The organism is Rhodococcus sp. NPDC054953 (genome assembly GCF_053609225.1).
On record NZ_JBSGXD010000018.1, the window covers coordinates 54,195 to 78,261 of the forward strand.

Below are 24,067 nucleotides of genomic sequence, written 5' to 3' on the forward strand. Positions count from 1 at the left end.
GCTCTCCGGGGGCGTTGCAGGAGGCACAACCGTCCCCCCCCCCCCGGGGTTCGGGCGTGTAGCTCAGTGGTAGAGCTCTGGTTTTACACACCAGCGGTCGGGGGTTCGAAACCCTCCGCGCCCACCAAGTGATTTCACATTCGACTTGGCATTGCGCTGTGTATGACACCGATGCCAACGCAATCCGGTCGATGGCATCGGCAGCTGAATGTCCGCGGGTGAATGCGGGCAAGGATCTGGGTCGAGCGTTGCTGGTGTCCGGGGCTACTCGCAGGCGACGCCATCACCGTCGCGATCGAGCTTGCGGCTGTAGCCCGGGTCGCCGGTGTACAGGGGGCTGGCGCCAGCATTGCGCGCCTCCGCGCAGCTTCCGTACGACGCCGAGCGGCGCGGGACGGCAGCTGGCTCGACCAGTGGCGCCGGTGCTGGCGGCTCGGTCGTCATAGGCGCTGGCGTGTATGCCGGTGCGGCGGGTGGCGGAACGTAGAGCGTGGTCGTGACCGCTGGTGGCACGTAGGTTGTCGGATCGGGCTGTGACGGGGCCGGTGCGAGCAGTGGTGCCGGGGCCACCGCACTCGCCGTCGTCGTCGCCATTGCGGGTGCGGTCGTGGTCGGGCGTGACGTGGCGGTCGTGGTCGGGCGCGACGTGGCAGTCGTGGTCGAGGTGGTCGATGCGGGCTCGGACGGCTTCTCCTCGTCGCCACACGCGCCGGCGACTACCAGCAGCCCGACCACGCCGCCAGCAATCCAGGGCCACTTCCTCCGCGTCTTCGCGCCTATCGTGGGTCCGCCGGGCAGTCCAGGTGTCGTCAAATTTCTTCCGCCTTGTTATGGAATCCGTACAGTCCGAAGTCGTCGCCGGCGAGGTATGCCTGATGCTGTGCGTCAGCTCGGGCCACGATTGCAGCCTGATCCGCTTGGTGTCGTTGCCACCACTTGACACCCGCGAATATCGCGAGGCCGACAACGACCAGATACCAGAATTTGACGATGAGCCCGAGCGCGACCAGCGCGCCGATGGTCGCGAGGACCGGATGCTTCTTCAAGTTTTCCTCTCGCACAGGACGATTAGCGACTTGGTTCTAGCAGCTCCAGTCGGCAATTGCAGGGGTGACCTGTGCGATTCGGAAGATTCTGAACGAATGAACGACACGGACTGGTCGCGGCGACCAGTGCTTCTTCGATCAGCCGCCGTACTGCGGGCTCCACCAGGCATCCTCGGCGGCGAGGCGTTCGGCCACCGACTCCGGCATCGTGCTGCAGCTGTCGGGGTCGCCGAGCGGGTCGTTGTCGGCGGCGGAGTCGAGGATGCCGACCGTCTCCACGGTGCCCTCCCAGCCGCCCATCTCCGCGATCCGCTGCGGTACCCGATCGCGGGCCCTGGTCACCGTGCTGGCCACGACCCACTGACCGTCGCTGGTGATGTCCACGCCGCCCCCCGGGGAGCGCTTGGCGTCCTCACCGAGGGGTAGCAGGCCGGCGAGAGTGGCTGCGTCCCAGGTGTTTCCCTCCCACGGAGCACGGTTGAAGTAGTACCAGCTGGCGGCGCAGATGCCGTACAGGTTGGGGCCGAACTGCGCGTAGTTCAGGTACAGCTCGAGTTGCCGCCGGTCGCCCATCATGTTGAACGGCCACGCGAGCACGGCCTCGACACCCTTCCTGGCGACCTTGGCGACCAGCCACTCGCCGCGGATCAGGAAGATGTTTTTCACCAGCTGCTGCGGAATGGTCGACCCCGAGTTGTCCTCACCGGTCGTCAGGTAGGTCGTGGTGCGATCGACGAACTCGCCCAGGTGGTACGGGCCGGTTCGGGTGCCGAGCTGCGCGTCCTCGTGCACGAGGGTGGCCGCGACGTAGTGCCTGCTGATGTAGTCGAGCGAGACGGTCTGCTGCACCGTCGGACCGTTCGCCTCGTCCGTCAGCATGAACAACGTGCGGGGCGGCGTCACCACCCGGTAGACGATCGGCGTCACGACGCAGAACACCAGGAAGGCCGCCAGCAGTCGCGCCCCCCAGCGGACCGCGACCCGTGGCCAGGTCGGTGCGCTCGCCGGGGGTGGTGCCGGCCACGGGTAGGGGCCGGGGATCGGCCCGGGTGGCGTTGGGGCGCCGGCGGGAGGCCACGGCGGTGTCGGTGTTGTCGGTCCCGCCGGATCGGTCGGGGGCAGCAGGCCGGCGAGCCGGTCACCGAGGGGGGAGCCGGGGCGCAGCCAGCGGGGCACCCGCTGCGGAGGCTGCTCGGGCGGATGCGGTGGGCGGGGTTGGCGGTTCCGGCTGTCGCCGAGACGGATGTTCATGAGTCCTCGACGGCGGTACTCCGGGGCCAGAAACCGGAACTGGCCTATTCGCCGTTGCGTTCGATATTAGACGGCGTACGACGTCCGGAGCCCCGCGGTTTCCTTCCGGGGGCTAACGGGCCGTGACTTCGCTGGTGACTGCGGGGACGATGAAACCGACCGGTTATTCCGACTGGGTGCGGTGCGTCCCGCTGGCTGTGCCGCGTGCCAGGGAGAGCCCGACGAGGCGGCCGCGATGAGTGGATTCAAGGCGGGGTTGGTCGACAGTGCGCTGCACACCCGGTTCTCGCCGGAACTGATGCTGCGCTCGACCCGGCAGCTGGCGGTCGCCGGCGGTGCGGATTCGATGTGGGTGCCCGACCACCTCAACAGCATCTTCCCGGCGTCGATCTGGAAACGCGAGCACCTCGGGGCCGCGGCGCTCATGCCCCGGGCCGACGCGTGCTACGAGCCGTGGACCGCACTGGGATACGTTGCGTCCCAGAACAAGTTGTCCCGGCTGCGGCTGGGGGTGAGCGTCACCGACACCGGCCGCCGCAACCCGGCCGTCACCGCGCAGGCGGCGGCAACCCTGCACCAGCTCAGCCGGGGTCGCGCGATCCTCGGGATCGGCCCGGGGGAACGCGAGGGCAACGCGCCCTACGGGGTGGACTGGGAACGGCCGGTGGGCCGGTTCGCGGAGGCGATCGCGACGATCCGTGCGCTGTGGGACGCCGACGGTCGACCGGTGACCCGGGACTCGGAGTTCTTCCCGCTTCGCGACGCGGTGTTCGCGATCCCGCCGTACCGCGGCAGGTGGCCGGAGATCTGGATCGCCGGGCACGGGCCGCGCATGCTGCGGGTCACGGGACGGTACGCGGACGCGTGGTTCCCCGCCTACGCGCTCCGGCCGAGCGAGTACGCGGAGCGGCTCGCCGTGGTGCGGACCGCGGCGTCCGATTCCGGACGTGATCCGGCGGCCGTCACGCCCGCGGCGTTTCTGTTCGTCATGACGGCCAGCAGCGGCGCCCAGGTCGACGAGATGGTCGGCTCGCTCGCGGCGCGACTGTTCACCCTGACCGCGTCCGGCGAGGTGTGGGCGCGGCACGGGGCCGAGCACCCGATGGGGTCGGGGTTCAGTGGGATTCAGGATCTGTTGCCGCAGACCATTGACGAGCCGACCGCGCTCGATTGCGCGGACCGTGTCCCGCCGTCGCTGGTCCGGGCGTCGATGCTGGCCGGGACGCCCTCCGAGGTGCTCGAGCAGCTCGCGGAGTGGCGGGACAACGGGCTCCGCTACGTCGTCCTCGCCGGTCTCGGCTTCGTGCATCCCCGGCTTCGCGTCGGGCTCGCGTCATCGTGGCCGATGGTGCAGGTGCTCCGGGGAGCCCGTCGGCTCTGACCGGGTGCGCTCACGGGGGGCTGCATCATCGGTAGAAGCCGTCGCGCAGGTTGATGCCGTGCTCGACCCACACCTTCAGTGCGGCCAGCATCCCGGTCCAGCCCATGCAGTTGTCGAACGCGTTCTTCGCGCCCGCCTCCGTTGGCTGCCAGGAGGATTCGGTGATCGTGACCAGGGTCCTGGTGTTGTCGTCGACGGGCTCGAACTCGAAGGTCGTCGTGGTCTTTCCGGTGTCCGAGGTGGTGGCGGTGCCGTCCCACTCGATGACGATCCGCCGGTGCGGGTCGGCGGCGACGACGGTGACCGGGAAGGCGCCGGGGAAGTCGTGGAAGTCCCAGGTGACCTCGGTGCCGGGTTCGAGTCGGCCGCGCGCGCCGCCGGTGGTGAAGTACTTCGACAGCTGCTCGGGGTCGGCCACCGCCTCGTAGACCTCGGCGCACGGGCGGGCTACGTGCCCGGAGACCGTGAACGACAGTGCGGTGAGGGTCTGGGGAGTGTCGATGTTCTCGTTCATGTTGTAATTTTACAACATGAATGCGGGCGAGGGCGAGAGCAACGAGAACTCCGACGACGACCGGGTGTTCAAGGCGCTGGCGTCGAGCACCCGAAGGCGGATGCTCGACATCCTCAAGGACGCGTCCTGCACCACCGGGGAACTGTGTGCGCACTTCCCCGACCTCGACCGCACCACCGTCCTGCAGCACCTGCGGGTGCTCGAGCGGGCGGACCTGGTCACCGGCCGCAAGGTCGGGCGCGAACGCCGACTCGCGTTGGCGCCGCTGCCGATCAAGCGGATCCACGACCGGTGGATCGGGGAGTACGCGCGCGCTGCGGTCGATCTGCTGCACGAACTCGGCCGCGACTGACCGGCGCCCGCGCGATGCGCAGCGGGCGAGGAGGCTCAGCGGGCGAGGAGGCTCAGCGGGCGAGGCTGGCCTCGTCGTCGAGCTGGCCGCGGAACGTCCTGCGGTAGGTCGACGGCGGCACGCCCAGCTGGGCCGCCATGTGCTGACGCAGTGAGGCGGCGGTGCCGAAGCCGACGTCGGTGGCGATCGTGTCCACCGACAGGTCCGTCGTCTCGAGCAGCTGCCGCGCCCGGTCGACGCGGCGAATGATCAGCCACCTGGCCGGGGTGGTGCCCACCTCGTCGACGAACCGGCGGGTGAACGTGCGGACGCTCATGTTGGCGTGCCGGGCCAGCCGGGACAGCTGCAGCGGCTCGTCCAGCCGCTGCAGCGCCCAGTCCCGGGTCGCCGCCGTCGACTCGGCGGTGGTCGCGGGCAGCGGCCGCTCGATGTACTGGGCCTGGCCCCCGTCGCGCCAGGGCGGAACCACGCACCGCCGCGCCACCCGGTTGGCGACGTCGGCGCCGTGGTCGCGGCGCACCAGGTGCAGGCACGCGTCCAGCCCGGCGGCCGCGCCCGCCGACGTGATCACCTCGCCCTCGTCGACGTACAGCACCTCCGGGTCGACCCGGACCCGCGGGAAGGTGTGCTGGAAGTGCTCGGCGTGCCGCCAGTGGGTGGTGGCCCGGCGGCCGTCGAGCAGGCCCGCCGCGGCAAGCAGGTACGACCCGATGCAGATCGACACCCAGCGGGTGCCGGGCCGGACGCGGGCGAACGCGGCGGCGACCGGTTCGGGCAGGCGCCCGTCCCGCGCCGAGCCGAGCCGATGGGTCGCCGGGATCACCACCGTGTCCGCGGTCGCCAGCAGCGCCGCGTCGTGCTCGACGGACACCGCGAAGTCGCTGTCGGTCCGGACCGGCCCGCCGTCGACGGTGCATGTCAGCACCTCGTACAGCGGGTGCCCGCCCGCGTCGGTTGCGCCGCCGAACACCCGGGCGGGAATGCCCAGCTCGAAGGGAATCACGCCGTCCAACGCCAGAACCACCACACGATGCATGGCCAGATTCTTTCACACATCGACCTTCCGGCCAGTGGTTCGCGGCACTACCGACCGGCTACACGAGGGCGAGAGTCGTCACGCACGTCGGATCGTCGGCGCCGGTGCCGATCGTGGTGCGACCCGACCGGCCACCGGACTCCACCAGGAGGTCGGCGTCGATGCCCTTCGGCAGCCACAGCCCGATGAAGCCGTTGTCGTAGGTCCGCGTGGTCCGGTCGACCAGCACCGCACCGTTCGCCGGGTCCGTCACCCGGACCCGGATCGGCTCGTCGCGCAGCTCGCCGAGGCATGTGGTGAGGCTGTGGAAGTAGCAGTCGTGCGTTCGGGTCGCATAGGGGGCGATCGAGACGTAGAACTCGTCGGCGGGCAGCGGCACGCTGGTCTCGAACCCGTCGGGGTCCGAGACGACGACCGCGTCGGGCCGGACCGAGGCGAGCAGGTCGTTCGGTCGTTCGGCGACCGGGAGGGTGTCGAGCCGCTCGATCAGCTCCCGGCCGTCGAGCCCGTCCAGACCGTGCGCCGCCAGCACATTCGCGGCGGGAGCGGCGGACGGGGTGGTGGTGCACCCCGCCAGCAGCAGCGCCCCGGCGGCGACGGACACGAACAGGGCAATCGGGTGCAGACGGGAGCGGGCCATACCGCCAACCTAGCGCGCATGCGCGGGGGCGCCGGTCGCCCGGACGTCACCGTGGTCGGCATCACAGCGAGAGTTCACCCGCCCTTCACCGGCGCCGCGTGATCGCCCTCTACCGTGAGGTGGGGAGCGGGTTGCCGCGATCGCGGGACCGCGCACCAGTGCACGTGCCGCCGAACGAGAAAGTCCGCCTGCCAACGGAGGTGTCCGATGGAACTCCTCGCAGTCCTGACCCTGATCGTCGCCCCGGTCGTCGTCGCCGCCGCCTACCTCACGGTGGGTGCGGTGTTCCTGATGGAGATCCGCAGCCGGGAGCGGCAGCCACCCCAGCCCACCGAGGTGCGGGCGCCCGCCCCGGTGCCTGCGCAGGCTCAGCCCTGCCGGGCACCGAGATCGTGGCGGTCCAGGAAGTCCAGCGCCAGATCGGCGACCTCCCGCCAGCCGCGGTCCGCTGCCAGCGAGTGTCCGCGGTCGGGCAGCACCCGATACTCGGTTGCGCCGGTGTTGCGACGCTGAATGTTGTACTCGGACTGCACGATCGGCTCCGGGACCATCCCGTCCGCGCCACCGGCAACGAGCAGCAGCGGGCCGCGGGAGGAGCGGGTGTCGATCTTCGTGGGCCCGCCGACGATGTTCGCGAACGCCGCCTGGAACACCGGCCTCGCCGGGCCCGGGATGCTGTGCGCCTCGAACAACGCGTCCGACTCCTCGCGGGTCACCGCGCTCGCGAACCCCGCGTGATACGTGTCCGCGGTGTGCGACCAGGTCCGCGTGCGCAGGCCCGGCCTGCGCAGGATCGGCAGCACCGTCCGCACCTGAGTCGGGGGGAGCCGAAGGACGCCCTTGAACTGGACCGGGGCGATCGCAACGGCGCCGCGGACCACACCCTCCCCGAGCAGCTTCTGCGCGATCAGCCCGCCGAACGAGTGCCCGACCACGATCGGCTGCGTCGGCAGCGCCTCCGCCACCGTCCGATAGTGCCGGGTGAGCTCGGCGATCCCGACCCCGTCCAGCCTGCCCGGATCGTTCCGGGTGGCCTCGGCGGTGTCGCCGTCGCCGGGCCAGCCGGGCGCGATCGGAACGTACCCGTGGTCGGCAAACAGGTCGAGCCACGGCCGCCAGCTGCTCGCGTGCATCCACAGACCGTGCACGAACAGCACGGGGATCGGGTCGGGCTCCATCTCGCACTCCTCGGTTTCGTTGACCCGTCGAGCCTAGGGTGTCGCCGCGGCTATCGTGGCGCGGTGCGTCTGATCACGATCATCCAAGCGTCCCCGTTCGTCCCGGTGTGGCTGCGGATCCTGCTGCTGCTCGCCGCGGGGGCGCGGGTGTGGGGCGCCGGAATCTACTCCGGATGTCACTTCGGCGGCAAGGACATTCGGATGGGGGTCGGCACCTTCGTCAACCGTGGGGTGCTCTTCGACGGGACCGCGCCGATCACCCTGGGCCGGCAGGTTGCGGTCGGGCACGGCGCCCGGTTCATCACCAGCACCCACGAGATCGGCCCCGAGGACGGCCGCGGCGGGCGGGTGGTCCACCGGCCGATCACCGTCGGTGACGGCAGCTGGATCGGCGCGGGCGCCATCGTGCTGCCCGGGGTGACGGTCGGGCCGGGCTGCATCGTCGGTGCGGGCGCGGTCGTCACCCGCGACTGCGATTCCCATGGCCTCTATGTCGGGAACCCTGCGCGGCGGGTGCGGGACCTGCCGGTCGGCGCCGCGGATCGCGCGGCGCGGCCCTGACGGCGGCCGTGCCTCGGCTACTTCTTCCGCTTGCGCTTCTTCCTGGCCTGGGCGCGGGACCCGCGGGTGCGTTTCGCGGCGGTCGCCGCTGCCGCCTCGCCGGTGGTCGGCGCCGAAGCGGCGGCAGCCAGGATGCGGGCCATCTCCCGCCGCAGGCCGTCCATCAGCTCGGGGGAACGGAGCAGGAAGTTCGCCTCCTGCAGCGCGGCGTAGCGGTCGCGGGAGATCAGCACCGCGTCGCCGCGTTTGCCCGCGATCTCGACCGCGACGGTGCCCTCGTTGACCTCCCGCACCAGGGACCCCAACCGCTTGCGTGCGTTCTTCACCGTGGTCGCCGCCACTCCCGCCGACTCCAATCGTCGCTGCACCGCACCCCGCTGGGGTGCCCCGCGCATCCTCGCATCACCGGAGCCGATTCGGGTCAGGACACGGCGGATTGCCGCCGCCGCCGCGATTGATACAACTACCGGTGTGAAACGTCCCAGGATCTCCGCCCGCGCCACCGGCATCGCCCTGGGCTATCTCGCCGACCGGGTGTTCGCCGACCCGGTGCGGTGGCATCCGGTCGCCGGGTTCGGATCGGCCGCCGCCGCCCTCGAACGGTGCACCCACCGCGACTCCAGGGCGGCGGGGGCCGTGCACACCGGGCTACTCGTCGGCGCCGTCGTCGGCGGCACCGCCCTCGCCGCCCGCGCCGCCGGGCGGCTCGGCTGGGCGGGGGAGACGGCGGTCGTCGCCGCGGCGACGTGGATCTCCCTCGGCGGAACCTCGCTGACCGGGGTGGGGTTCCGGATGGCCGACCGGCTCGCCGCCGACGACCTCTCCGGCGCGCGGGCACTGGTGCCGTCGCTGTGCGCGCGGGACCCCGACCTGCTCGACGCGACGGGCATCGCCCGCGCCACCGTCGAATCCGTCGCCGAGAACACCTCCGACGCCACCGTCGCGCCGCTGGTGTGGGCGGCGGTCGCAGGCGCCCCCGGCGCACTGGGGTATCGCGCGATCAACACGCTCGACGCGATGATCGGGTACCGCTCGCCGAAGTATCTGCGGTTCGGGTGGGCGGCGGCGCGGCTCGACGACGCGGTGAACCTCGCGCCCGCGCGGGTGACGGGACTGCTCACCGCCGCGGCGGCCCCGGTCGTCGGCGGCTCACCGCGCGCGGCCGCCCTGGCCTGGCGACGCGACGCGTCCGCGCACCCGAGCCCCAACGCGGGCGTCGCGGAGGCGTCGATGGCGGGCGCGCTGGGGATCGCGCTCGGCGGCCGCACGGAGTACGCGTACGGCGCGGAGGATCGGCCGACCCTCGGTGCCGGCCCGGCGCCCGGCGTCGGCGACATCGCCAGGGTGGCGCGGCTGTCGACCGTGGTGCAGGCGGGTGCCGCGGTCGCGGCGGTGCTGGTGGCGTCGGCGTTCCGACGCCGACCGGGCGGTTGCCGGGTCGGGCACTCGGGCGACGGTCCGGTATCCGCCCGGTCACCGGGTGCGGGTCAGCGCCGGGTGCCGTAACGGTCGGCGAGCTTCGCCTCGGTCGCCGACATCGTCTCGGGCTCGCGGGTGGCGGCGGCGGTGCTCGCCTCGACGGGCGCGGCAGGCTCGGCGACCCGGCGCTCGCGTCCCCTGCGCCGTTCCCGCAGTTCGGCGCGGACGAAGTACGCCAGCCCGAGCGGGGCCATGATCCCGAACGCCAGCCACTGCAACCCGTACGACAGGTACGGTCCCGCATCGAGTTGCGGCAGCGGGATCGGCGTCAGCACCCCCGGCTCACCGGCGGCGAGCTGGAACCAGCCGTCGACCAGCGGCAGCCCGACCACGGCGCCGACCTGGCCCGCGTTGAGGGAGTACACCTGGGGGATGCCGTTCTCGACGATCGGGTCCTTGCCGGGGGCGGTTCCCTCGGAGGCACGGACCCGGGTCGTCACCGTCGTCTCGCCGGCGGGCGGCGGCTCGATCGGTGGTGCGACGGTGCCCCGGACGGGACGCACGTAGCCGCGGTTGACCAGGATCACCTGACCGCCGGACAGCCGCATCGGCGTCAGCACCTCGTAGGCGGGATCCCCCTCGATGGACCGCAGCCGCACCAGCGCCTCGTCCTCGGGCAGGTACGTTCCGGTGGCGGTGACCTGACGCCACTCGTCGTTCGTGGCGATCGGTCCGGACGCGGGGAGCACCGATTCGATCGGCACCGGGTCCGCGTTCACCGACTCCTCGATCAGGGTGTTGCGGGTGGAGGTGCTGGTGTTCTTGCCGAGCTGCCACGGAGCAAGCACCGTGAAGCACAGGTAGGCGAATCCGGCGACGACGACGGCCAACACGAGCCAGCCCGGACGTAGCAGAAACTTCAGCCTTCGCACGACACCACGGTACTTGGCGTTGCCGGGGACCCCGAAACGGGCAGGCGCGGGATCACAGGTGCTCGCGCACCCAGGCAAGCAATCCGGGCACCGCGGCCTCGATCTGGGTCCGCACGAGGTCGAAGTCGGCGCTCCCCCCGTAGTAGGGGTCGGGCACCGAGTCGCCGTCCGCGTCCGGGTCGAAACTGCGCAGCAGCCTGCGCCGTCCGGTGGGAACCCCGAGCTGCGCGAGCGCCCGGTCGTGGCCGGTGTCGAGGGCGACGACCAGGTCCGCGCCAAGGTGGTCGGGCCCGACCTGCGCGGCCCGATGCCCGGTCGGGTAGCCGTGCGCGGCGAGGACCGCGGTGGTGCGGTGGTCGGCGTCGTCGCCGACATGCCAGCCGCCGGTGCCCGCGCTGGACACCCGGACCGCTTCCGCGAGACCGGTCTCGGATAGGCGGCCAGCGAGGATCTTCTCCGCCATCGGGGATCGGCAGATGTTGCCGGTGCAGACGAACGTGATGTGCAGCGGGTCAGCGCGCATGCAGGATCGCCTCCAGATCGGCGACGGTCGCCGCGGACCAGCGCGCGTCCTCGGCCTCGGTCTCCGCGCCGTACCCCCAGTGCACGAACACCGTCGGGATGCCCCAGTGCGCGGCGCCCTGCACGTCGTGGATCCGGTCCCCGACCATCACCACGCCGTCGGTGCCGCCCGCGACGGCGGCGACGCCGAGGCCGCGCAGGGCATGCTCGATGACGTCCGCCTTCGCGCGCCGGGCACCGTCCGGGGAGGCGCCCGCGATCACCTCGAAATGCCCGGCGAGGCCGAAGTGTTCGAGGATCCGCACCGCGAACCGCTCCGACTTCGAGGTCGCGACCGCGAGCCGGGCCCCCGCCGCGGCCAGCGCGTCGAGCAGGTCCGCGACGCCGTCGAACACCGCGTTCTCCGCCCAGCCGACACGGTCGTACCGGTCGACATAGGCGGCGAGGGCGCGCTCGGCGGTCGCGTCGTCGAGCCCGACGCCGCGCAGCGTGTCCGCCATCGGCGGGCCGAGGATCAGTTGCGTCGGATCGCCAGCGGGTTCCGGGGCGCCGACCGACGCCAACGCGTGCCGGAACCCCGACACGATGCCCGGAGCGGAATCGGTGAGGGTGCCGTCGAGGTCGAACAGCAGGATGGGGGAGCGCACCCGTCCATCCTGCCTGCCCCGACCGGCGAGCACCGGACCGCCATAGACTGCCCGTCGTGAACACCGCGGCATCCGACGGCAACGAGGTGGGTCGCCCGGGCGACGGTGACCCGGATCGCCCCGGCGACGTCGACCTCCGTCACCACGGCGACGTCGACGCCGTTCCCGGGCTGGTCGACTTCGCCGTCAATGTGCGGGGCGAGGGCCCACCCCGGTGGCTGGCCGCGCGGCTGACCGCGCAGTTGGCGACGCTCGGGCGGTACCCGTCGGCGAGCGCCGAGCGGGCCGCGCGGGAGCAGGTCGCGGCCCGACACGGTCGCGACCCCGAGGAGGTGCTGCTGCTGTCCGGCGGCGCCGAGGGCTTCGCGATGCTGCCGCGGCTGGGGTCGCGGCTGGCAGCCCTGATCCACCCGTCGTTCACCGAACCCGAATGGGCGTTGCGGCAGGCCGGGATTCCGGTGCAGCAGGTGCTGCTGCCGCCGCCGTACCGGCTCGCCGCTGCCGCGGTCCCCGACGCCGCCGACCTCGTCGTCCTCGGCAACCCCACCAACCCGACGTCGGTGCTGCACCCGGCGGCCGACGTGCTCGCGCTGCGCCGCGACGGCCGGATCGTGGTGGTGGACGAGGCCTTCGGTGACGCCGTGCCGGGGGAGCCGGAGTCCCTCGCCGGGCAATCCCTGCCCGACGTGCTGGTGCTGCGGTCGCTGACCAAGACGTTCGCGCTGGCCGGGCTGCGCTGCGGCTACGCCCTCGGCGACCCGGGCGTGTTGGCCCGGCTGCAGCAGGGCCGGGCCCACTGGCCGCTCGGCAGCCTGCAGGTGGAGGCGATCCGGGCCTGCAGCGAACCCGAGGCGGTCGCGTGGGCGGAGCGGGAGGCGGCGCTGATCGCGTCCGAACGGGCCGCGATGCTCGCACTGCTCGGCGCCGCCGGGGTCGAGGTCGTCGGCCCGGCCAGCGCGCCGTTCCTGCTGCTCCGCGTCCCCGACGCCGACCTGGTCCGGAAGAAGCTGCAGGACGGGGGGATCGCGGTCCGGCGCTGCGACACCTTCCCCGGCCTGGACCCCAACCACCTCCGCGTCGCGGTCCGCGCCGCGGACCCGGCGCAGACCCTGGTGAGCGCATTGACGGAGGTATTGGCATGAGCGTTGCCCTGTCCGAGGTCATCTCGGTGCTCGAGGAGGCGTACCCGCCGCGGCTCGCGGAGTCGTGGGACTCGGTCGGGCTGGTGTGCGGCGACCCCGCCGACCCGGTGCATCGGGTGATGGTCGCCGTCGACGCGACCGCCGCCGTCGTCGACGAGGCCCTCGCCTGGGGGGCACAGCTGCTGCTGGTGCATCACCCGCTGCTGCTGCGCGGCGTCGATACCGTCGGCGCGCACACCCCGAAGGGTGCGCTGCTGCACCGGTTGATCCGCGGCGGCTGTGCGCTGTACACCGCACACACCAACGCCGATTCGGCCGACCCCGGCGTGTCCGACGCGCTCGCGCACGCGCTCGGGTTGACCGTCACCGGGCCACTGTCGCCCGCCCCGTCGGACCCGCTCGACAAGTGGGTCGTGCTGGTCCCCGGCCCCGATACGGCGGCCGTGCGCGAGGCGTTGTTCCAGGCCGGGGCCGGGCAGGTCGGCGACTACAGCTGCTGCAGCTGGACCGTCGCAGGCACCGGCCAGTTCCTGCCCGGCGCGGGGGCGAGCCCGGCGCTCGGGTCGGTCGGGCGGATCGAGCGGGTCGTCGAGGACCGCGTCGAGGTCGTCGCCCGGCGCGGGCTGCGGGCCCGGGTGCTTGCCGCGCTGCGGTCCGCGCACCCCTACGAGGAACCGGCGTTCGACGTCCTCGAACTCGCCGATACCGGCAGCGCGCTCGGCATCGGGCGGATCGGTGAGCTCGCCGAACCGGAGTCGCTGCGGGACTTCGCGGCGCGGGTGCGGCGGGCGCTGCCGGAGACCGCGTGGGGTGTCCGCGCCGCAGGCGACCCCGACACCGTCGTCCGCACCGTCGCGGTGTGCGGCGGCTCCGGTGACTCGCTGCTCGGGGCGGCACGGGCCGCGGGCGTCGACGCGTACGTGACCGCCGACCTGCGGCACCATCCCGCCGACGAGCACCTGCGCGGCGGCGGACCGGTGCTGGTCGATGTCGCGCACTGGGCCAGCGAGCAGCCGTGGTGCGGGCAGGCCCGCGACCTGCTCGACGCCCGATTCCGGGGTGTCGACGGCTGGGCCGCCGCGCTGTCCGCCGTCCGCACCGACCCCTGGACCCTCGGCGGCTGACCTCCCCGCCGTCCGGGTGAAGGGCACCCCCGCCCCGCCCAACCGGGCGAAGGTGCCCTTCACCCGTTCGGAGCAGGCGCCGACGGGCGGTACGGTATGCGAATCCCCACCACCCGCGAACCACAAGCAGGAGCGATGCCCGCGTGAACGTCGAACCCCGGATCCAGGCCAAGCTGCTCGACCTCGCCGCGGTCGACACCGAGCTGACCAGGATCGCGCACCGCAGGCGCACCCTCCCCGAGCAGCAGGAGGTGCAGCGCCTCGAGGCGGACCGGGTGGGACGCAAGGATGCCGCCGTCGCCGTCCAGATCGTCCTCGACGACCTCGACCGCGACATCGCGAAGCTTGAGGGTGAGGTCGACGCGGTCCGCAAGCGGGAGGACCGCGACCGTCAGCTGCTGCAGAGCGGCACCGTCGGAGCCAAGCAGCTCACCGAACTCGAACACGAACTCGCCAGCCTCACCCGCCGCCAGGAGGCGCTCGAGGAGGACCTCCTCGAGGTGATGGAACGGCGGGAGGCCACCCAGGCCGACTACGATCACGCGGGCGGTCAGGTCGACCAGATCGACGACGCCCTCGTCGACGCGGGCCGCCGCCGCGACGACGCCGTCGCCGACCTCGACACCGCGCAGCAGCGCTGCGAGAGTGACCGCACCGCGCTCGTCGCCGAGTTCCCCGCCGACCTGCTCGCCGTCTACGACCGTCAGCGCGCCAGCGGCGGGGTCGGGGCCGCCCTGCTGCAGGCCCGCCGCTGCGGTGCCTGCCGCATCGAGATCGACCGTGGCGAGATCGCCCGGATCCAGGCCACCGCCCCCGACGTCGTCGTCCGATGCCCCGAATGCAGCGCAATCATGGTGCGCACCAAGGAATCCGGTCTGTGAGTTCCGCGCGCGTCATCGTCGAGGCCGACGGCGGATCCCGGGGTAACCCCGGCCCGGCCGGCTACGGGGCGGTGGTGTTCGACGCTGGCCACGACCGGGTCCTCGCCGAACGCGCCGAGGACATCGGCGTCGCGACCAACAACGTCGCCGAGTACCGAGGACTGATCGCCGGCCTCACCGCTGCCGCCGCGCTCGACGCGCACCTGGTCGACGTCCGGATGGACTCGAAACTCGTCGTCGAACAGATGTCGGGACGCTGGAAGGTCAAGCACCCGGACATGATTCCGCTCGCGCGGCGTGCGCGGGAATTGGCAGGCGGATTCGACGCGGTCACCTACACCTGGATCCCGCGCGCCGAGAACGCGCACGCCGACCGCCTCGCCAACCTGGCCATGGACGGCACTGCCGTCGAGACGACGAACGGGCATGTCGAGGACGTTCCCGAGGTGGCACCGGTGCCCGCGGCCGCGGAATCGACGCCGACCGCGCCCGGCTGGACCGGTGCCGTCGGCGCGCCGACCCGGCTGCTGCTGCTGCGGCACGGCCAGACACCACTGTCGGTGGAGCGCCGCTACTCCGGTCGCGGCAACCCGGAGCTGACCGAGGTCGGGCAGGCGCAGGCCGCGGCGGCCGCGGCCCGGCTCGGGGCACGGGGCGGCATCGCGGCGGTGGTGTCGTCGCCGCTGGCGCGGGCCAGGCAGACCGCGCAGGCCGCGGCCGACGCGCTCGGACTGCAGGTCACCGTGCACGAGGGCCTCACCGAGACCGATTTCGGCGGGTGGGAGGCGCTGACCTTCCTGGAGGCGAGCGAACGCGACCCGGACCTGCACGGCCGCTGGCTCCGCGACACCTCGGTGCGTCCGCCCGGCGGGGAGAGCTTCGACGAGGTCCGCGCCCGCGTCGACGCGGTGCGGGCCGACCTGCTGCGCGACTTCCCCGGGCAGAACGTGCTCGTCGTCTCGCACGTCACCCCGATCAAGACGCTCCTGCAGCTGGCGCTCGAGGTCGGGCCGTCGCTGCTGTACCGGCTGCACCTCGACCTCGCGTCGCTGTCGATCGCCGAGTTCTACCCCGACGGCGGCGCGTCGGTGCGGCTGGTCAACGACACCTCGCACCTGTAGCGCCGTCGCGCCTGCTCCGCCGCCGTGCCTGTCAATGTCGGCTCCGCCGCCGTGCGTGATTTTTACCCCAGTGAGGGTAAGAATCACGCACCGGCGCGGAGCGCACTTTTTAGCGGGGGTAACATCGTGCGGGTGAACTCGCTGCTGACCAGTCGACGCTTCGTCGACAACTGCCTGCAGTCGAGCGCCGTCTGTATCAGCTGACCCGGTCGACACACCTGTCCCGGGGCGGTCGTCGCTCTCGTCGCGGCCGTCGGAATGCCCTGCGAACGTCAGCCCTCTCGCGCACCCCGATGTGATTCGCCGTGCGCGCACCCGCAAGAAAGGTCCGTCCAATGTCGGCCTCCTTGAGCGCCCCCACGCGGCGCCGCCTGCCCTCCTGGGCCACCTCGTTCGGCACCCAGATCGTCATCGGCCTGGTCGCGGGCGTCCTGATCGGCCTGCTCGCCCGGTCGATGCCCGACGCCGCCGACGGCAACCCCAACTGGCTGGTCGGCACCGTAACGACCATCGGTTCCAGCTATGTCGGGCTGCTCACCGTCGCGGTGATCCCGCTGGTGTTCACCGCGATCGTCAGCTCCATCGCGAACCTGCGTCAGGTGGCGAACGCGGCTCGGCTCGCGGTGCAGACGCTGCTGTGGTTCGCGATCACCGCGCTGATCGCGGTCGTGATCGGCATCGTCGTCGGGCTGGTCGTGCAGCCCGGCGCCAACACCACGGTGGACGCAACGTCGGCCGCGCAGCCGAAGTCGTCCGGCTCCTGGTGGGCCTTCCTCACCGGGCTCGTCCCACAGAACTTCCTCGCGCTCGGCGCCAAGACCACCGTGACGGATGCGGGCACCGCGACCACTTCGCTGAGCTTCAACGTGCTGCAGTTGCTGGTGATCGCGGTCGCGATCGGGATCGCCGCGCTGAAGGTCGGGGAGAAGGCCGAGCCGTTCCTGAACTTCAACGCCGCGCTGCTGGCGATCGTGCAGAAGGTGCTGTGGTGGATCATCCGGCTCGCCCCGATCGGTACCGCCGCGTTGATCGCGAAGGCGGTCGCCACCTACGGCTGGGATGCGCTCGGCCAACTCGGCTGGTTCACCGCCGCGATCTACCTCGGCCTGGCCATCGTGTTCCTCGTCGTTTACCCGATTCTGATCCGCGTGCACGGGCTGTCGGTGCGCCGCTTCTTTTCCGGTGTGTGGCCTGCCACCCAGCTCGGGTTCGTCTCGCGCTCCTCGATCGGCACGCTCCCGCTGACCGAGCGGGTCACCGAACGCAACCTCGGCGTGCCCCGCGAGTACGCGTCGTTCGCGGTGCCGCTCGGTGCGACCACCAAGATGGACGGGTGCGCCGCGATCTATCCGGCAATCGCCGCGATCTTCGTCGCCCAGTTCTACGGTCTTGACCTGACCCTGACCGACTACCTGCTGATCGTTGTTGTCGCCGTGATCGGCTCCGCGGCGACCGCAGGGACCACCGGGGCGACGGTGATGCTGACACTGACGCTGTCGACGCTCGGCCTTCCGCTCGCTGGCGTCGGTCTGCTGCTCGCGGTCGAGCCGATCGTCGACATGGGCCGCACGGCGGTCAACGTCACCGGTCAGGCGCTGGTGCCGACGATCGTCGCCAAGCGGGAGGGCATTCTCGACGAGGAGTTGTACAACGCGGAACGTCGCGGCGACCCGTTCGCCGACGACACCGCGGACCAGGTCCCGGTCACCGAGGCTGCGCCGAACGGCGGGTCGCCGTCGGATGCCGGGCCGGCTCGAACGCAGGAGCGGCACCCGGCAACCGTCTGACCAGCAGTTACCGAACTGTGCGTGATTTTCACCCCGGTCGGGGTGAAAATCACGCACGGGCGGCGGAGCCGCTCAGAGGAGCTTGCGGAGGGTGCGTAGGTTCCGGTTGGTGGTCGCGGAGCGGTACTTTGCCTTGCCGCTGAGCTTGCCGAACGGGCTGGTCAGGGTCTGGCCCCGTTCGACGTGCCAGTACAGGACGCCGTTGCCGAGGCTCAGGTTCTCGTCGCCGAGGTCGAGTTTCCCCGCGGCGGTGAGCATCTCGTCCAGCGCCGCCGGATCCGACGACAGCAGCACGTACGGGTGCCAGCCGTCCCGGTCGGCGTCGAACGGGAACGCCTCGACGATCGCGGCGAGCGTCGGCTGGTCCACCAGCACGATCCACGCCTCGTACCCGAAGCGGTCCCGCAGCGCCGACTCGATGTCGCTCTTGACGGCGGCGACGTCGGTGCGGTCGGAGTCGAACAGGACGTTGCCCGACGCCAACACGGTCGTCACGTTCTCGAACCCGGCCGCTTCGACGGTGGCCCGCAGGTCCGCCATCTTGATCGTGACTCCGCCGACGTTCACGCCCCGCAGCAGCGCCGCATACCGTGTCATGCGCACACCCTAGCGCCGGGTAGTCTGGACGGGCGGACGAGTTGGTCGGGCGGCCGCGGCAGGGGGAACCGTACGCAGCCAGCGTGCAGGCCCGGTGCCGAGGAAAGTCCGGACTCCACAGAGCAGGGCGGTTGCTAACGGCAACCCGGGGTGACCCGCGGGACAGTGCCACAGAAAACAGACCGCTGGCACATGCCTTTTCGGAGGCATGGCGTCGGTGAGGGTGAAACGGTGCGGTAAGAGCGCACCAGCACCCCGGGTGACCGGGGTGGCTAGGTAAACCCCGCCCGGAGCAAGGTCGAAGGCCGCACCCACTCGGGTGCGGCTGCGCGGGTGTTCGAGGGCTGCTCGCCCGAGCCCGCGGGTGGACCGCTTGAGGTACCCGGCGACGGTGTGCCCAGATGGATGGTCGCCGCCCGACGCCTCGGCGTCGGGAACAGGATCCGGCTTACAGGCCAACTCGTCCGCCCCCCGGGGGGGCGGTCCCCGCGTCGGAGACGCGAAAATGCCGCCGCGTCGGAGACGCGAAAGTGCCGCCGCGTCGGAGACGCGAAAATGCCCCCGCCCCTGAGGGCGAGGGCACAGTCGATGTGGGCCCGGCTCAGACCGGGTTGACCACCAGCAGGGTCGCCCAGTGCTTCGCGCCCTCTTCACCGAGGTGCGGAAGCAGTGCGTCGAAGAGCAGGTAGGACATCGGCTCCATGTGGGGGGATTCTCCATTCGGGATTCGTCGCTGCGCAGCCGATCCGGGACAGATCAAAAGGCCATGGTTCGACGAGGGGGAGCGACGTACCATGGCCCGCTGCGGCGTAAGAATCTCATGGTTGTGAGTTCCCTTCAAGCGTTCTCCCGGAAATCTTCCGGCGGCGCGCCAAGTTACCGCCGAGTCATCGGATGGCCGGGCCGCCGAACGTGGCGCACACTGGACCGATGAGCGACGACGACCAGTGGTATTACTGCGTTTCCGATGGTTCCGTGCGGCAGGGCAAGGATGCGCGCGGGTTGGACCGGATGGGGCCGTACCCGGATCGGGCGACCGCCGAACGCGCATTGGAGATCGCGGCCGAACGCAACCGGGCCGCGGACCGGGAGGACCGCGACTGGGAGGACTGACCCGCGGTCCCCGGCGGGCCGGGACACTAGGCTCTGTTTGGTGACCACACGAATCTCCGCCAACGGCATCGACTTCGAGGCGGTTCGAGCAGCCTTCTCCCTGTCCGGGACGTTTCCGCCCGCCGCACTCGCCGAGGCCGAGACGGCAACGGACCGGTTTGCGACCGGGCGGGTTGACCGCACCGATCTGCCGTTGGTGACGATCGACCCGCCCACCTCGATGGACCTCGACCAGGCGCTGCACCTGGAGCGGACCGGGACGGGATTCGTTGTGCACTACGCGATCGCGGACGTCGCGGCGGTCGTGGAACCCGGCGGCGACCTGGACGGGGAAACCCGGCGTCGCGGCCAGACCTTCTACCTCCCGGACGGCTCGCTGCCGCTGCATCCGCGCGTGCTGTCGGAGGATTCGGCGAGTCTGCTGCCCGGTCGGGTGCGGCCCGCGGCGTTGTGGCGCATCGAGCTCGACGAGCGGGCGGAGCCGGTGGCGTTCGGGGTCACCAGGGCCCTGGTGCGGTCGGTGGCGCGGTTCGACTACGCGGGCGTGCAGGCGGATTCGGACGCGGACACGCTGCATCCGTCGATCGCCGCGCTGCCCGCGTTTGGGGTGCTGCGGTTGGCGTCCGCGGCCCAGCGCGGCGCGATCGAACTGAAGCTGCCGGAGCAGGCGGTGGTCTCGGACGGGGACGGCGGCTGGAATCTTGAGGTGGAGCCGCGCACCGACGTCGACGACTGGAACGCCGAGGTGTCCTTGTTGACCGGGATGTGTGCTGCCCGGTTGATGTTGGACGCCGGGGTTGGCCTGTTGCGCACGTTGCCGCCCGCCCCGGACGATGCGGTGCTGGCGCTGCGCCGGTCCGCGCGGGCGCTCGGGCTTGGCTGGCCGGCGTCGATGTCGGTGGGGGTGATGCTCGCCGGGTTGCCACCGAACTCGCCGGAGACGTTGGTGATGATGAGCGATGCGACCACCTTGCTGCGCGGCGCCGACTACGCGGCGTTCGACGGCGCGGTGCCGGAGCTGACGGTGCATGCCGGGATCGGGGCACCCTACGCGCACGTCACGGCGCCGTTGCGCCGGCTGTCCGATCGGTTCGCCACCGAGGTCTGCCTGGCGGTGACCGCGGGAACGGAAGTGCCGCAGTGGGTTCGGCAGGCCCTGCCGACGCTGCCCGCGCTGATGCGTGGCTCCGATCAGGTGGCGGGGAAGGTGGACCGGGCGTGCGTCGACATGGCCGAGGCGAGCGTGCTCGCCGGGCGTGAGGGCGAACTGTTCGACGCGGTGGTGCTGCGCGGGGCGGAGGGGAAGCGGGCCGCCGAGGTGTACATCGGCGTTCCGGTGGTGATCGCCCGGTGTGACGGCGACCCGCCGGAGGGCGCGCGGGTGTCGGTGCGCCTTGCGGAGGCGGATCCGGTGGCCAGGACGGTCCGGTTCGCGTACGACGGGTGAGGGTGCTCGCAGGTCACAGGTCGTCGATGGCGGCGAGGACGGGACGCGCGTCGGCGGCCGTCCGTTCGGCACGGGTGATCTCGCCCGCCGCGAGCACGCCGTAGCTGAAGGTGTCCTCGCCGGCGGCGCGGGCCCGGTCCGCGGCGGCGAGCAGCACGGCCCGCGCGACCACGGCGTCCTGGTGCGCACCGAGCACCGTCTGCAGCCGCTCGGCGGCCTCCCCGAGCCGGGCCGTGCCGGGTCGGGCCGCGGCGATCGCCTCGGCGGCGTACCGCAGCGCCTTCGCACGTTTTCTCGTGGTGTGCAGGGCGTCGGGTGGGCCGGGGGCGGCACCGTCCCGAAGTCCGGCGGATCGGCCCGCGCGCAGCACGCGGCGCCGGGCGTGCCGCAGTTCGTTGCGTGGTCGTCCACCGCTCGCGGTGGTGGCGCACAGGACGTCGAGACCGTCGACGAGGGCCCGGTAGCGGGGGCCGGTCACCGCGGTCACCGCTGCGGTGTGGGCGTCCCGGTAGCGTCGCCGGTGCTCGTCGACGAGGCGGAACCGCACCGGGCCGCGCAGCAGTTCCGGGGGCAGCGCGTCGAGGACCTCACCGAACCGGTCGGCGAGGACCTCGGCGTCCCGCGCGCGGCCGAGAACCGTCCCGAGCCACCGCAGTTCGTCGCGCAGCGGATCGGCCGCCGGCGCGGGGAACACCGACGGGTAGGTGCCGATCACGCTGCGCAGGCGTCGCGCTGCCACCCGCATCCGATGCACCGAGTCCGGCTCGTCCGCGGCCACCGCGTCCACCAGGGCGGTGAGCCGGTCCCGCTGGTCGCGGACGTGGCCGCGCACCGCAGCGCGGTCCGCGCGTCTCTGGGTGCCCATCCCTCAGGTCTACCGCACCGCGGCCCGGGGCGTCACCCGGCGCGGAAGCCGTCCGTCGCCTGCACCAGGTGGTGGGTGATGCCGGGCTCGGCGGCGGCGTGGCCCGCGTCGTCGACGAGGTGCAGCCGTGCGGACGGCCACGCCCGGTGCAGCGCCCACGCCGACGTTGCCGGGCACACAACGTCGTAGCGCCCCTGGACGATCACCGCGGGCAGGTGGGCGATCGCGCCGATCCCGTCGAGCAGTTGGTTCTCGGCGAGGAAGCCGTGATGGACGAAGTAGTGGTTCTCGATCCTGGCGAACGCCAACGCGAACCGCTCATCCGAGTTGCGTTCCACGTGATCGGGTTTCGGGATCAGTTCGCTGGTCGCGCCTTCCCATGCGGACCAGGCGACCGCGGCCCCGCGCGCGACGTTCGGGTCCGGGTGGTGCAGCAGACGGTGGTACGCCTCGACGAGGTCGCCGCCGCGGTCCGCGGCGGGGATCGGGGCGAGGAATTCCTCCCAGCGGTCCGGGTAGATCGCGCTCGCACCGCCGTTGTAGTACCAGTCGATCTCGCTGCGGCGCAGCAGGAAGATGCCGCGCAACACCAGCTCGGTGACCCGGTCCGGGTGCGCCTGCGCGTACGCCAGCGCCAGCGTCGATCCCCACGACCCGCCGAACACCTGCCAGCGGTCCACCCCGAGGTGCCCGCGCAGCGCCTCGATGTCCGCGATCAGGTGGGCGGTGGTGTTCACCGACAGGTCGGCACCGTCCGCGACGTGCGGGGTGGACCGGCCGCAGCCGCGCTGGTCGAACAGCACGATCCGGTAGGCGTCGGGGTCGAAAAAGCGGCGGTGGTCGGGGGAGGTGCCGCCGCCGGGGCCGCCGTGCAGGAACACCACCGGCTTGCCGTCCGGGTTGCCGCTCTGTTCCCAGGCGATGCGCTGACCGTCGCCGACGTCGAGCATGCCGGTGCGGTGCGGCGCGATCGGCGGATACAGCCGCCGCAGCGCCCGGTCGTCGCGCGGCATCAGAAGCCGATCAGCCCGGACGCCAGGTCCGGGATCTCCAGCGCGTACATCGCGCCCTCACGCACGTCCGGGCACTGCGCGGAGGTGATCACGTCGATCCGGGCCTTGTGCGCGACCAGGTCGATCATGTTGACGCCGTTCTGCGCGGCCCAGGTGCCGACGACGGTGTTCAGGCCGCCCTTTCCGATGGTCGGGGTGTAGGTGCGCCAGCTCTGCAGCTGCGCCGCCATGTCGGAGCACAGCTTCTCGGCCTGCACGGTGGTGACGCCGCCGGAGTCGCCGGGAATCACGGCGGGTGCCTGCCCGGTGACCGGTGCTGGCGCGGGCGCGGCGGTGCTCGCCGGGGCTGGCGGCGTCTCGGTCGCGCATGCCGCGGTCGAACCGAGCACGACGGCCGCCCCGGCGGCGGCGACAACGTAACGGCGGAAAGGCATGTGGTGTCCCCAGTCTGTCGGTGGGCGGACGTGCTGACGGTGGAACCCGCGTCGCACCGTCAACGGATACGGGCGACGCCCGGTTCCCTGGCGCGGAAGCAGTGTGCCACCGGACCGGGAACCGGGCGTCGATACGCGCCGGGTCAGAAGCTGTGTTCTTCGCCGGGGAAGCTGCCCGCCCGGACCTCGTCCGCGTAGGCGTGGGCGGCGGCCCGGAGAGTGTCGCCGACGGTCGCGAACTGCTTGACGAACTTCGCGGTGCGGCCGCTGGTGTAGCCGGCCATGTCCTGCCACACCAACACCTGCGCGTCGCACTCCACGCCAGCGCCGATGCCGACGGTCGGGATGGTGAGCTTGCGGGTGACCTGCCCGGCGATCTCGGCTGGCACCATCTCCATCACCACCGAGAACGCGCCGGCCTCCTGGACGGCGATCGCGTCGGCGACGAGCTGTTCGGCGCCGTCCCCGCGGCCCTGCACCCGGAACCCGCCGAGGCTGTTCACCGACTGCGGGGTGAACCCGATGTGCGCCTGCACCGGGATGCCCGCCGCGGTGATCGCCGCGATCTGCGGGGCGACCCGTTCGCCGCCCTCGAGCTTGACGGCGTGCGCGCCGCCCTCCTTCATGAATCGGAACGCGGTCTCCAGGGCCTGCTGCGGCGACGCCTCGTAGCTGCCGAACGGCAGGTCGGCGATCACCAGGGCGTGCGGAGCCCCGCGCACCACGCCCCGCACCAGGGGCAGCATCTCGTCCACGGTGACCGGCACCGTCGTGTCGTAGCCGTACACGACGTTCGCGGCGGAGTCGCCGACCAGCAGGACCGGGATGCCCGCGTCGTCGAAGATTCGGGCGGTGGAGTAGTCGTAGGCGGTCAGCTCCGCCCAGCGGGTGCCCTCGGCCTTCATCGCCTGCAGGTGGTGGGTGCGGATCTTGGTGCGCTTGACCGGCGCGGCCGGTGCGCCGCCGTAGACGGGAGTCTCGGGAACAGCAGTCTCGGACATCAGTGTCCCTTTCGTGCCTCGAGGCCCAATGCGGGTCCCCGGGTTGTGGGTGATGACACGCAC

The 24,067-nt window shown here is 71.9% G+C and carries 27 protein-coding genes, 1 tRNA gene and 1 other RNA gene; 13 read left to right on the forward strand and 16 right to left on the reverse strand.

Annotated features, from left to right (window positions below; genetic code table 11):
- Nucleotides 1-52: 52 nt before the first annotated feature.
- A tRNA-Val gene (locus ACWF62_RS13905) sits at nt 53-127 on the forward strand.
- Between the two features lie 137 nt (nt 128-264).
- Here ACWF62_RS13905 and ACWF62_RS13910 read toward each other — a convergent pair.
- The 3 genes from ACWF62_RS13910 to ACWF62_RS13920 form a co-directional block, all read right to left on the reverse strand.
- On the reverse strand, nt 265-594 hold the full coding sequence (locus tag ACWF62_RS13910) for an excalibur calcium-binding domain-containing protein (RefSeq protein WP_452630381.1): 330 nt from the start codon (nt 592-594) through the stop codon (nt 265-267).
- Nucleotides 595-809: 215 nt separating this feature from the next.
- Nucleotides 810-1,046, reverse strand: a complete 237-nt coding sequence (locus ACWF62_RS13915) for a hypothetical protein (protein WP_452630356.1) — start codon at nt 1,044-1,046, stop codon at nt 810-812.
- 138 nt (nt 1,047-1,184) lie between these two features.
- A complete protein-coding gene (locus ACWF62_RS13920) occupies nt 1,185-2,297 on the reverse strand; it encodes a transglycosylase domain-containing protein (protein ID WP_452630357.1) in 1,113 nt (370 codons plus the stop codon).
- Nucleotides 2,298-2,532: 235 nt separating this feature from the next.
- Between ACWF62_RS13920 and ACWF62_RS13925 the strand changes: the two genes are divergently transcribed.
- On the forward strand, nt 2,533-3,678 hold the full coding sequence (locus tag ACWF62_RS13925; protein WP_452630358.1) for an LLM class flavin-dependent oxidoreductase: 1,146 nt from the start codon (nt 2,533-2,535) through the stop codon (nt 3,676-3,678).
- A 25-nt stretch (nt 3,679-3,703) separates the two neighbouring features.
- Here ACWF62_RS13925 and ACWF62_RS13930 read toward each other — a convergent pair whose 3' ends face one another.
- The gene (locus tag ACWF62_RS13930) at nt 3,704-4,192 is read right to left on the reverse strand and encodes an SRPBCC domain-containing protein (RefSeq protein ID WP_452630359.1); all 489 of its coding nucleotides are present in this window, start codon (nt 4,190-4,192) and stop codon (nt 3,704-3,706) included.
- Nucleotides 4,193-4,208: 16 nt separating this feature from the next.
- Here ACWF62_RS13930 and ACWF62_RS13935 point away from each other — a divergent pair, with 16 nt between their 5' ends.
- A complete protein-coding gene (locus ACWF62_RS13935) occupies nt 4,209-4,544 on the forward strand; it encodes an ArsR/SmtB family transcription factor (protein WP_452630360.1) in 336 nt (111 codons plus the stop codon).
- 52 nt (nt 4,545-4,596) lie between these two features.
- On the opposite strand, the gene ACWF62_RS13940 is transcribed toward ACWF62_RS13935, so the two are convergent.
- The 3 genes from ACWF62_RS13940 to ACWF62_RS13950 form a co-directional block, all read right to left on the reverse strand.
- A complete protein-coding gene (locus ACWF62_RS13940; RefSeq protein WP_378508360.1) occupies nt 4,597-5,580 on the reverse strand; it encodes a GlxA family transcriptional regulator in 984 nt (327 codons plus the stop codon).
- 58 nt (nt 5,581-5,638) lie between these two features.
- Nucleotides 5,639-6,220, reverse strand: coding sequence for a CueP family metal-binding protein (locus ACWF62_RS13945; RefSeq protein ID WP_452630361.1), 582 nt, complete (start codon nt 6,218-6,220; stop codon nt 5,639-5,641).
- 368 nt (nt 6,221-6,588) lie between these two features.
- On the reverse strand, nt 6,589-7,398 hold the full coding sequence (locus ACWF62_RS13950; RefSeq protein WP_452630362.1) for an alpha/beta hydrolase: 810 nt from the start codon (nt 7,396-7,398) through the stop codon (nt 6,589-6,591).
- A 63-nt stretch (nt 7,399-7,461) separates the two neighbouring features.
- Here ACWF62_RS13950 and ACWF62_RS13955 point away from each other — a divergent pair, with 63 nt between their 5' ends.
- Nucleotides 7,462-7,959 (forward strand): acyltransferase, encoded by a 498-nt coding sequence (locus ACWF62_RS13955; protein WP_378508363.1) that lies wholly within the window; start codon nt 7,462-7,464, stop codon nt 7,957-7,959.
- A 17-nt stretch (nt 7,960-7,976) separates the two neighbouring features.
- Here the strand turns inward: ACWF62_RS13955 and ACWF62_RS13960 are convergent, their stop codons facing one another.
- Complete coding sequence (locus tag ACWF62_RS13960) at nt 7,977-8,354, reverse strand: type II toxin-antitoxin system Phd/YefM family antitoxin (RefSeq protein ID WP_452630363.1); 378 nt, start codon at nt 8,352-8,354, stop codon at nt 7,977-7,979.
- 76 nt (nt 8,355-8,430) lie between these two features.
- On the opposite strand from ACWF62_RS13960, the gene ACWF62_RS13965 reads away from it, so the two are divergent.
- Complete coding sequence (locus ACWF62_RS13965; protein WP_452630364.1) at nt 8,431-9,465, forward strand: cobalamin biosynthesis protein; 1,035 nt, start codon at nt 8,431-8,433, stop codon at nt 9,463-9,465.
- On the opposite strand, the gene ACWF62_RS13970 is transcribed toward ACWF62_RS13965, so the two are convergent.
- From ACWF62_RS13970 to ACWF62_RS13980, 3 genes are read right to left on the reverse strand one after another with little or no spacing between them, the layout of a single operon-like run.
- A complete protein-coding gene (locus ACWF62_RS13970) occupies nt 9,447-10,310 on the reverse strand; it encodes an SURF1 family cytochrome oxidase biogenesis protein (protein WP_452630365.1) in 864 nt (287 codons plus the stop codon). The two genes, ACWF62_RS13965 and ACWF62_RS13970, sit on opposite strands and share 19 nt — an antisense overlap.
- A gap of 52 nt (nt 10,311-10,362) precedes the next feature.
- Nucleotides 10,363-10,833 (reverse strand): low molecular weight protein-tyrosine-phosphatase, encoded by a 471-nt coding sequence (locus ACWF62_RS13975; protein WP_378508367.1) that lies wholly within the window; start codon nt 10,831-10,833, stop codon nt 10,363-10,365.
- Nucleotides 10,823-11,479: an HAD-IA family hydrolase gene (locus tag ACWF62_RS13980; protein WP_378508368.1), complete on the reverse strand. Its 657-nt coding sequence runs from the start codon at nt 11,477-11,479 to the stop codon at nt 10,823-10,825. Before ACWF62_RS13980 ends, ACWF62_RS13975 begins: the two co-directional genes overlap by 11 nt.
- Nucleotides 11,480-11,565: 86 nt before the next feature.
- On the opposite strand from ACWF62_RS13980, the gene cobC reads away from it, so the two are divergent.
- From cobC to ACWF62_RS14005, 5 genes are all read left to right on the forward strand, one after another.
- Nucleotides 11,566-12,621: an Rv2231c family pyridoxal phosphate-dependent protein CobC gene (gene cobC / locus ACWF62_RS13985; RefSeq protein ID WP_452630382.1), complete on the forward strand. Its 1,056-nt coding sequence runs from the start codon at nt 11,566-11,568 to the stop codon at nt 12,619-12,621.
- Nucleotides 12,618-13,745 (forward strand): Nif3-like dinuclear metal center hexameric protein, encoded by a 1,128-nt coding sequence (locus ACWF62_RS13990; RefSeq protein WP_452630366.1) that lies wholly within the window; start codon nt 12,618-12,620, stop codon nt 13,743-13,745. Before cobC ends, ACWF62_RS13990 begins: the two co-directional genes overlap by 4 nt.
- A 143-nt stretch (nt 13,746-13,888) precedes the next feature.
- A complete protein-coding gene (locus ACWF62_RS13995) occupies nt 13,889-14,626 on the forward strand; it encodes a zinc ribbon domain-containing protein (RefSeq protein ID WP_378508370.1) in 738 nt (245 codons plus the stop codon).
- On the forward strand, nt 14,623-15,747 hold the full coding sequence (locus ACWF62_RS14000) for a bifunctional RNase H/acid phosphatase (protein WP_452630367.1): 1,125 nt from the start codon (nt 14,623-14,625) through the stop codon (nt 15,745-15,747). The genes ACWF62_RS13995 and ACWF62_RS14000 overlap by 4 nt, the downstream gene beginning before the upstream one ends.
- Nucleotides 15,748-16,082: 335 nt before the next feature.
- Entirely contained in the window at nt 16,083-17,534 is a 1,452-nt protein-coding gene (locus ACWF62_RS14005; RefSeq protein ID WP_452630369.1) for a dicarboxylate/amino acid:cation symporter, read from the forward strand.
- A gap of 72 nt (nt 17,535-17,606) precedes the next feature.
- On the opposite strand, the gene ACWF62_RS14010 is transcribed toward ACWF62_RS14005, so the two are convergent.
- Nucleotides 17,607-18,131 carry a DUF1697 domain-containing protein gene (locus tag ACWF62_RS14010; RefSeq protein WP_378508373.1) on the reverse strand — a complete coding sequence of 175 codons (525 nt, stop codon included), beginning with the start codon at nt 18,129-18,131 and terminating at the stop codon, nt 17,607-17,609.
- A gap of 37 nt (nt 18,132-18,168) precedes the next feature.
- Here ACWF62_RS14010 and rnpB point away from each other — a divergent pair.
- The 3 genes from rnpB to ACWF62_RS14025 all read left to right on the forward strand — a co-directional run bounded on the left by rnpB (nt 18,169) and on the right by ACWF62_RS14025 (nt 20,691).
- Nucleotides 18,169-18,598: RNase P RNA component class A (gene rnpB, locus ACWF62_RS14015), an RNA gene on the forward strand.
- 463 nt (nt 18,599-19,061) lie between these two features.
- Complete coding sequence (locus tag ACWF62_RS14020) at nt 19,062-19,244, forward strand: hypothetical protein (protein ID WP_378508374.1); 183 nt, start codon at nt 19,062-19,064, stop codon at nt 19,242-19,244.
- Between the two features lie 37 nt (nt 19,245-19,281).
- Nucleotides 19,282-20,691 (forward strand): RNB domain-containing ribonuclease, encoded by a 1,410-nt coding sequence (locus ACWF62_RS14025; protein WP_452630370.1) that lies wholly within the window; start codon nt 19,282-19,284, stop codon nt 20,689-20,691.
- Between the two features lie 13 nt (nt 20,692-20,704).
- Here ACWF62_RS14025 and ACWF62_RS14030 read toward each other — a convergent pair whose 3' ends face one another.
- The 4 genes from ACWF62_RS14030 to panB all read right to left on the reverse strand — a co-directional run bounded on the left by ACWF62_RS14030 (nt 20,705) and on the right by panB (nt 24,004).
- Nucleotides 20,705-21,556: a CHAD domain-containing protein gene (locus ACWF62_RS14030; RefSeq protein ID WP_378508376.1), complete on the reverse strand. Its 852-nt coding sequence runs from the start codon at nt 21,554-21,556 to the stop codon at nt 20,705-20,707.
- A gap of 32 nt (nt 21,557-21,588) precedes the next feature.
- A complete protein-coding gene (gene pip / locus ACWF62_RS14035) occupies nt 21,589-22,569 on the reverse strand; it encodes a prolyl aminopeptidase (RefSeq protein WP_452630371.1) in 981 nt (326 codons plus the stop codon).
- Nucleotides 22,569-23,003: a hypothetical protein gene (locus ACWF62_RS14040; protein WP_378570496.1), complete on the reverse strand. Its 435-nt coding sequence runs from the start codon at nt 23,001-23,003 to the stop codon at nt 22,569-22,571. The genes pip and ACWF62_RS14040 overlap by 1 nt, the downstream gene beginning before the upstream one ends.
- A gap of 143 nt (nt 23,004-23,146) precedes the next feature.
- Complete coding sequence (gene panB / locus ACWF62_RS14045) at nt 23,147-24,004, reverse strand: 3-methyl-2-oxobutanoate hydroxymethyltransferase (RefSeq protein ID WP_378508378.1); 858 nt, start codon at nt 24,002-24,004, stop codon at nt 23,147-23,149.
- Nucleotides 24,005-24,067: the final 63 nt, after the last annotated feature.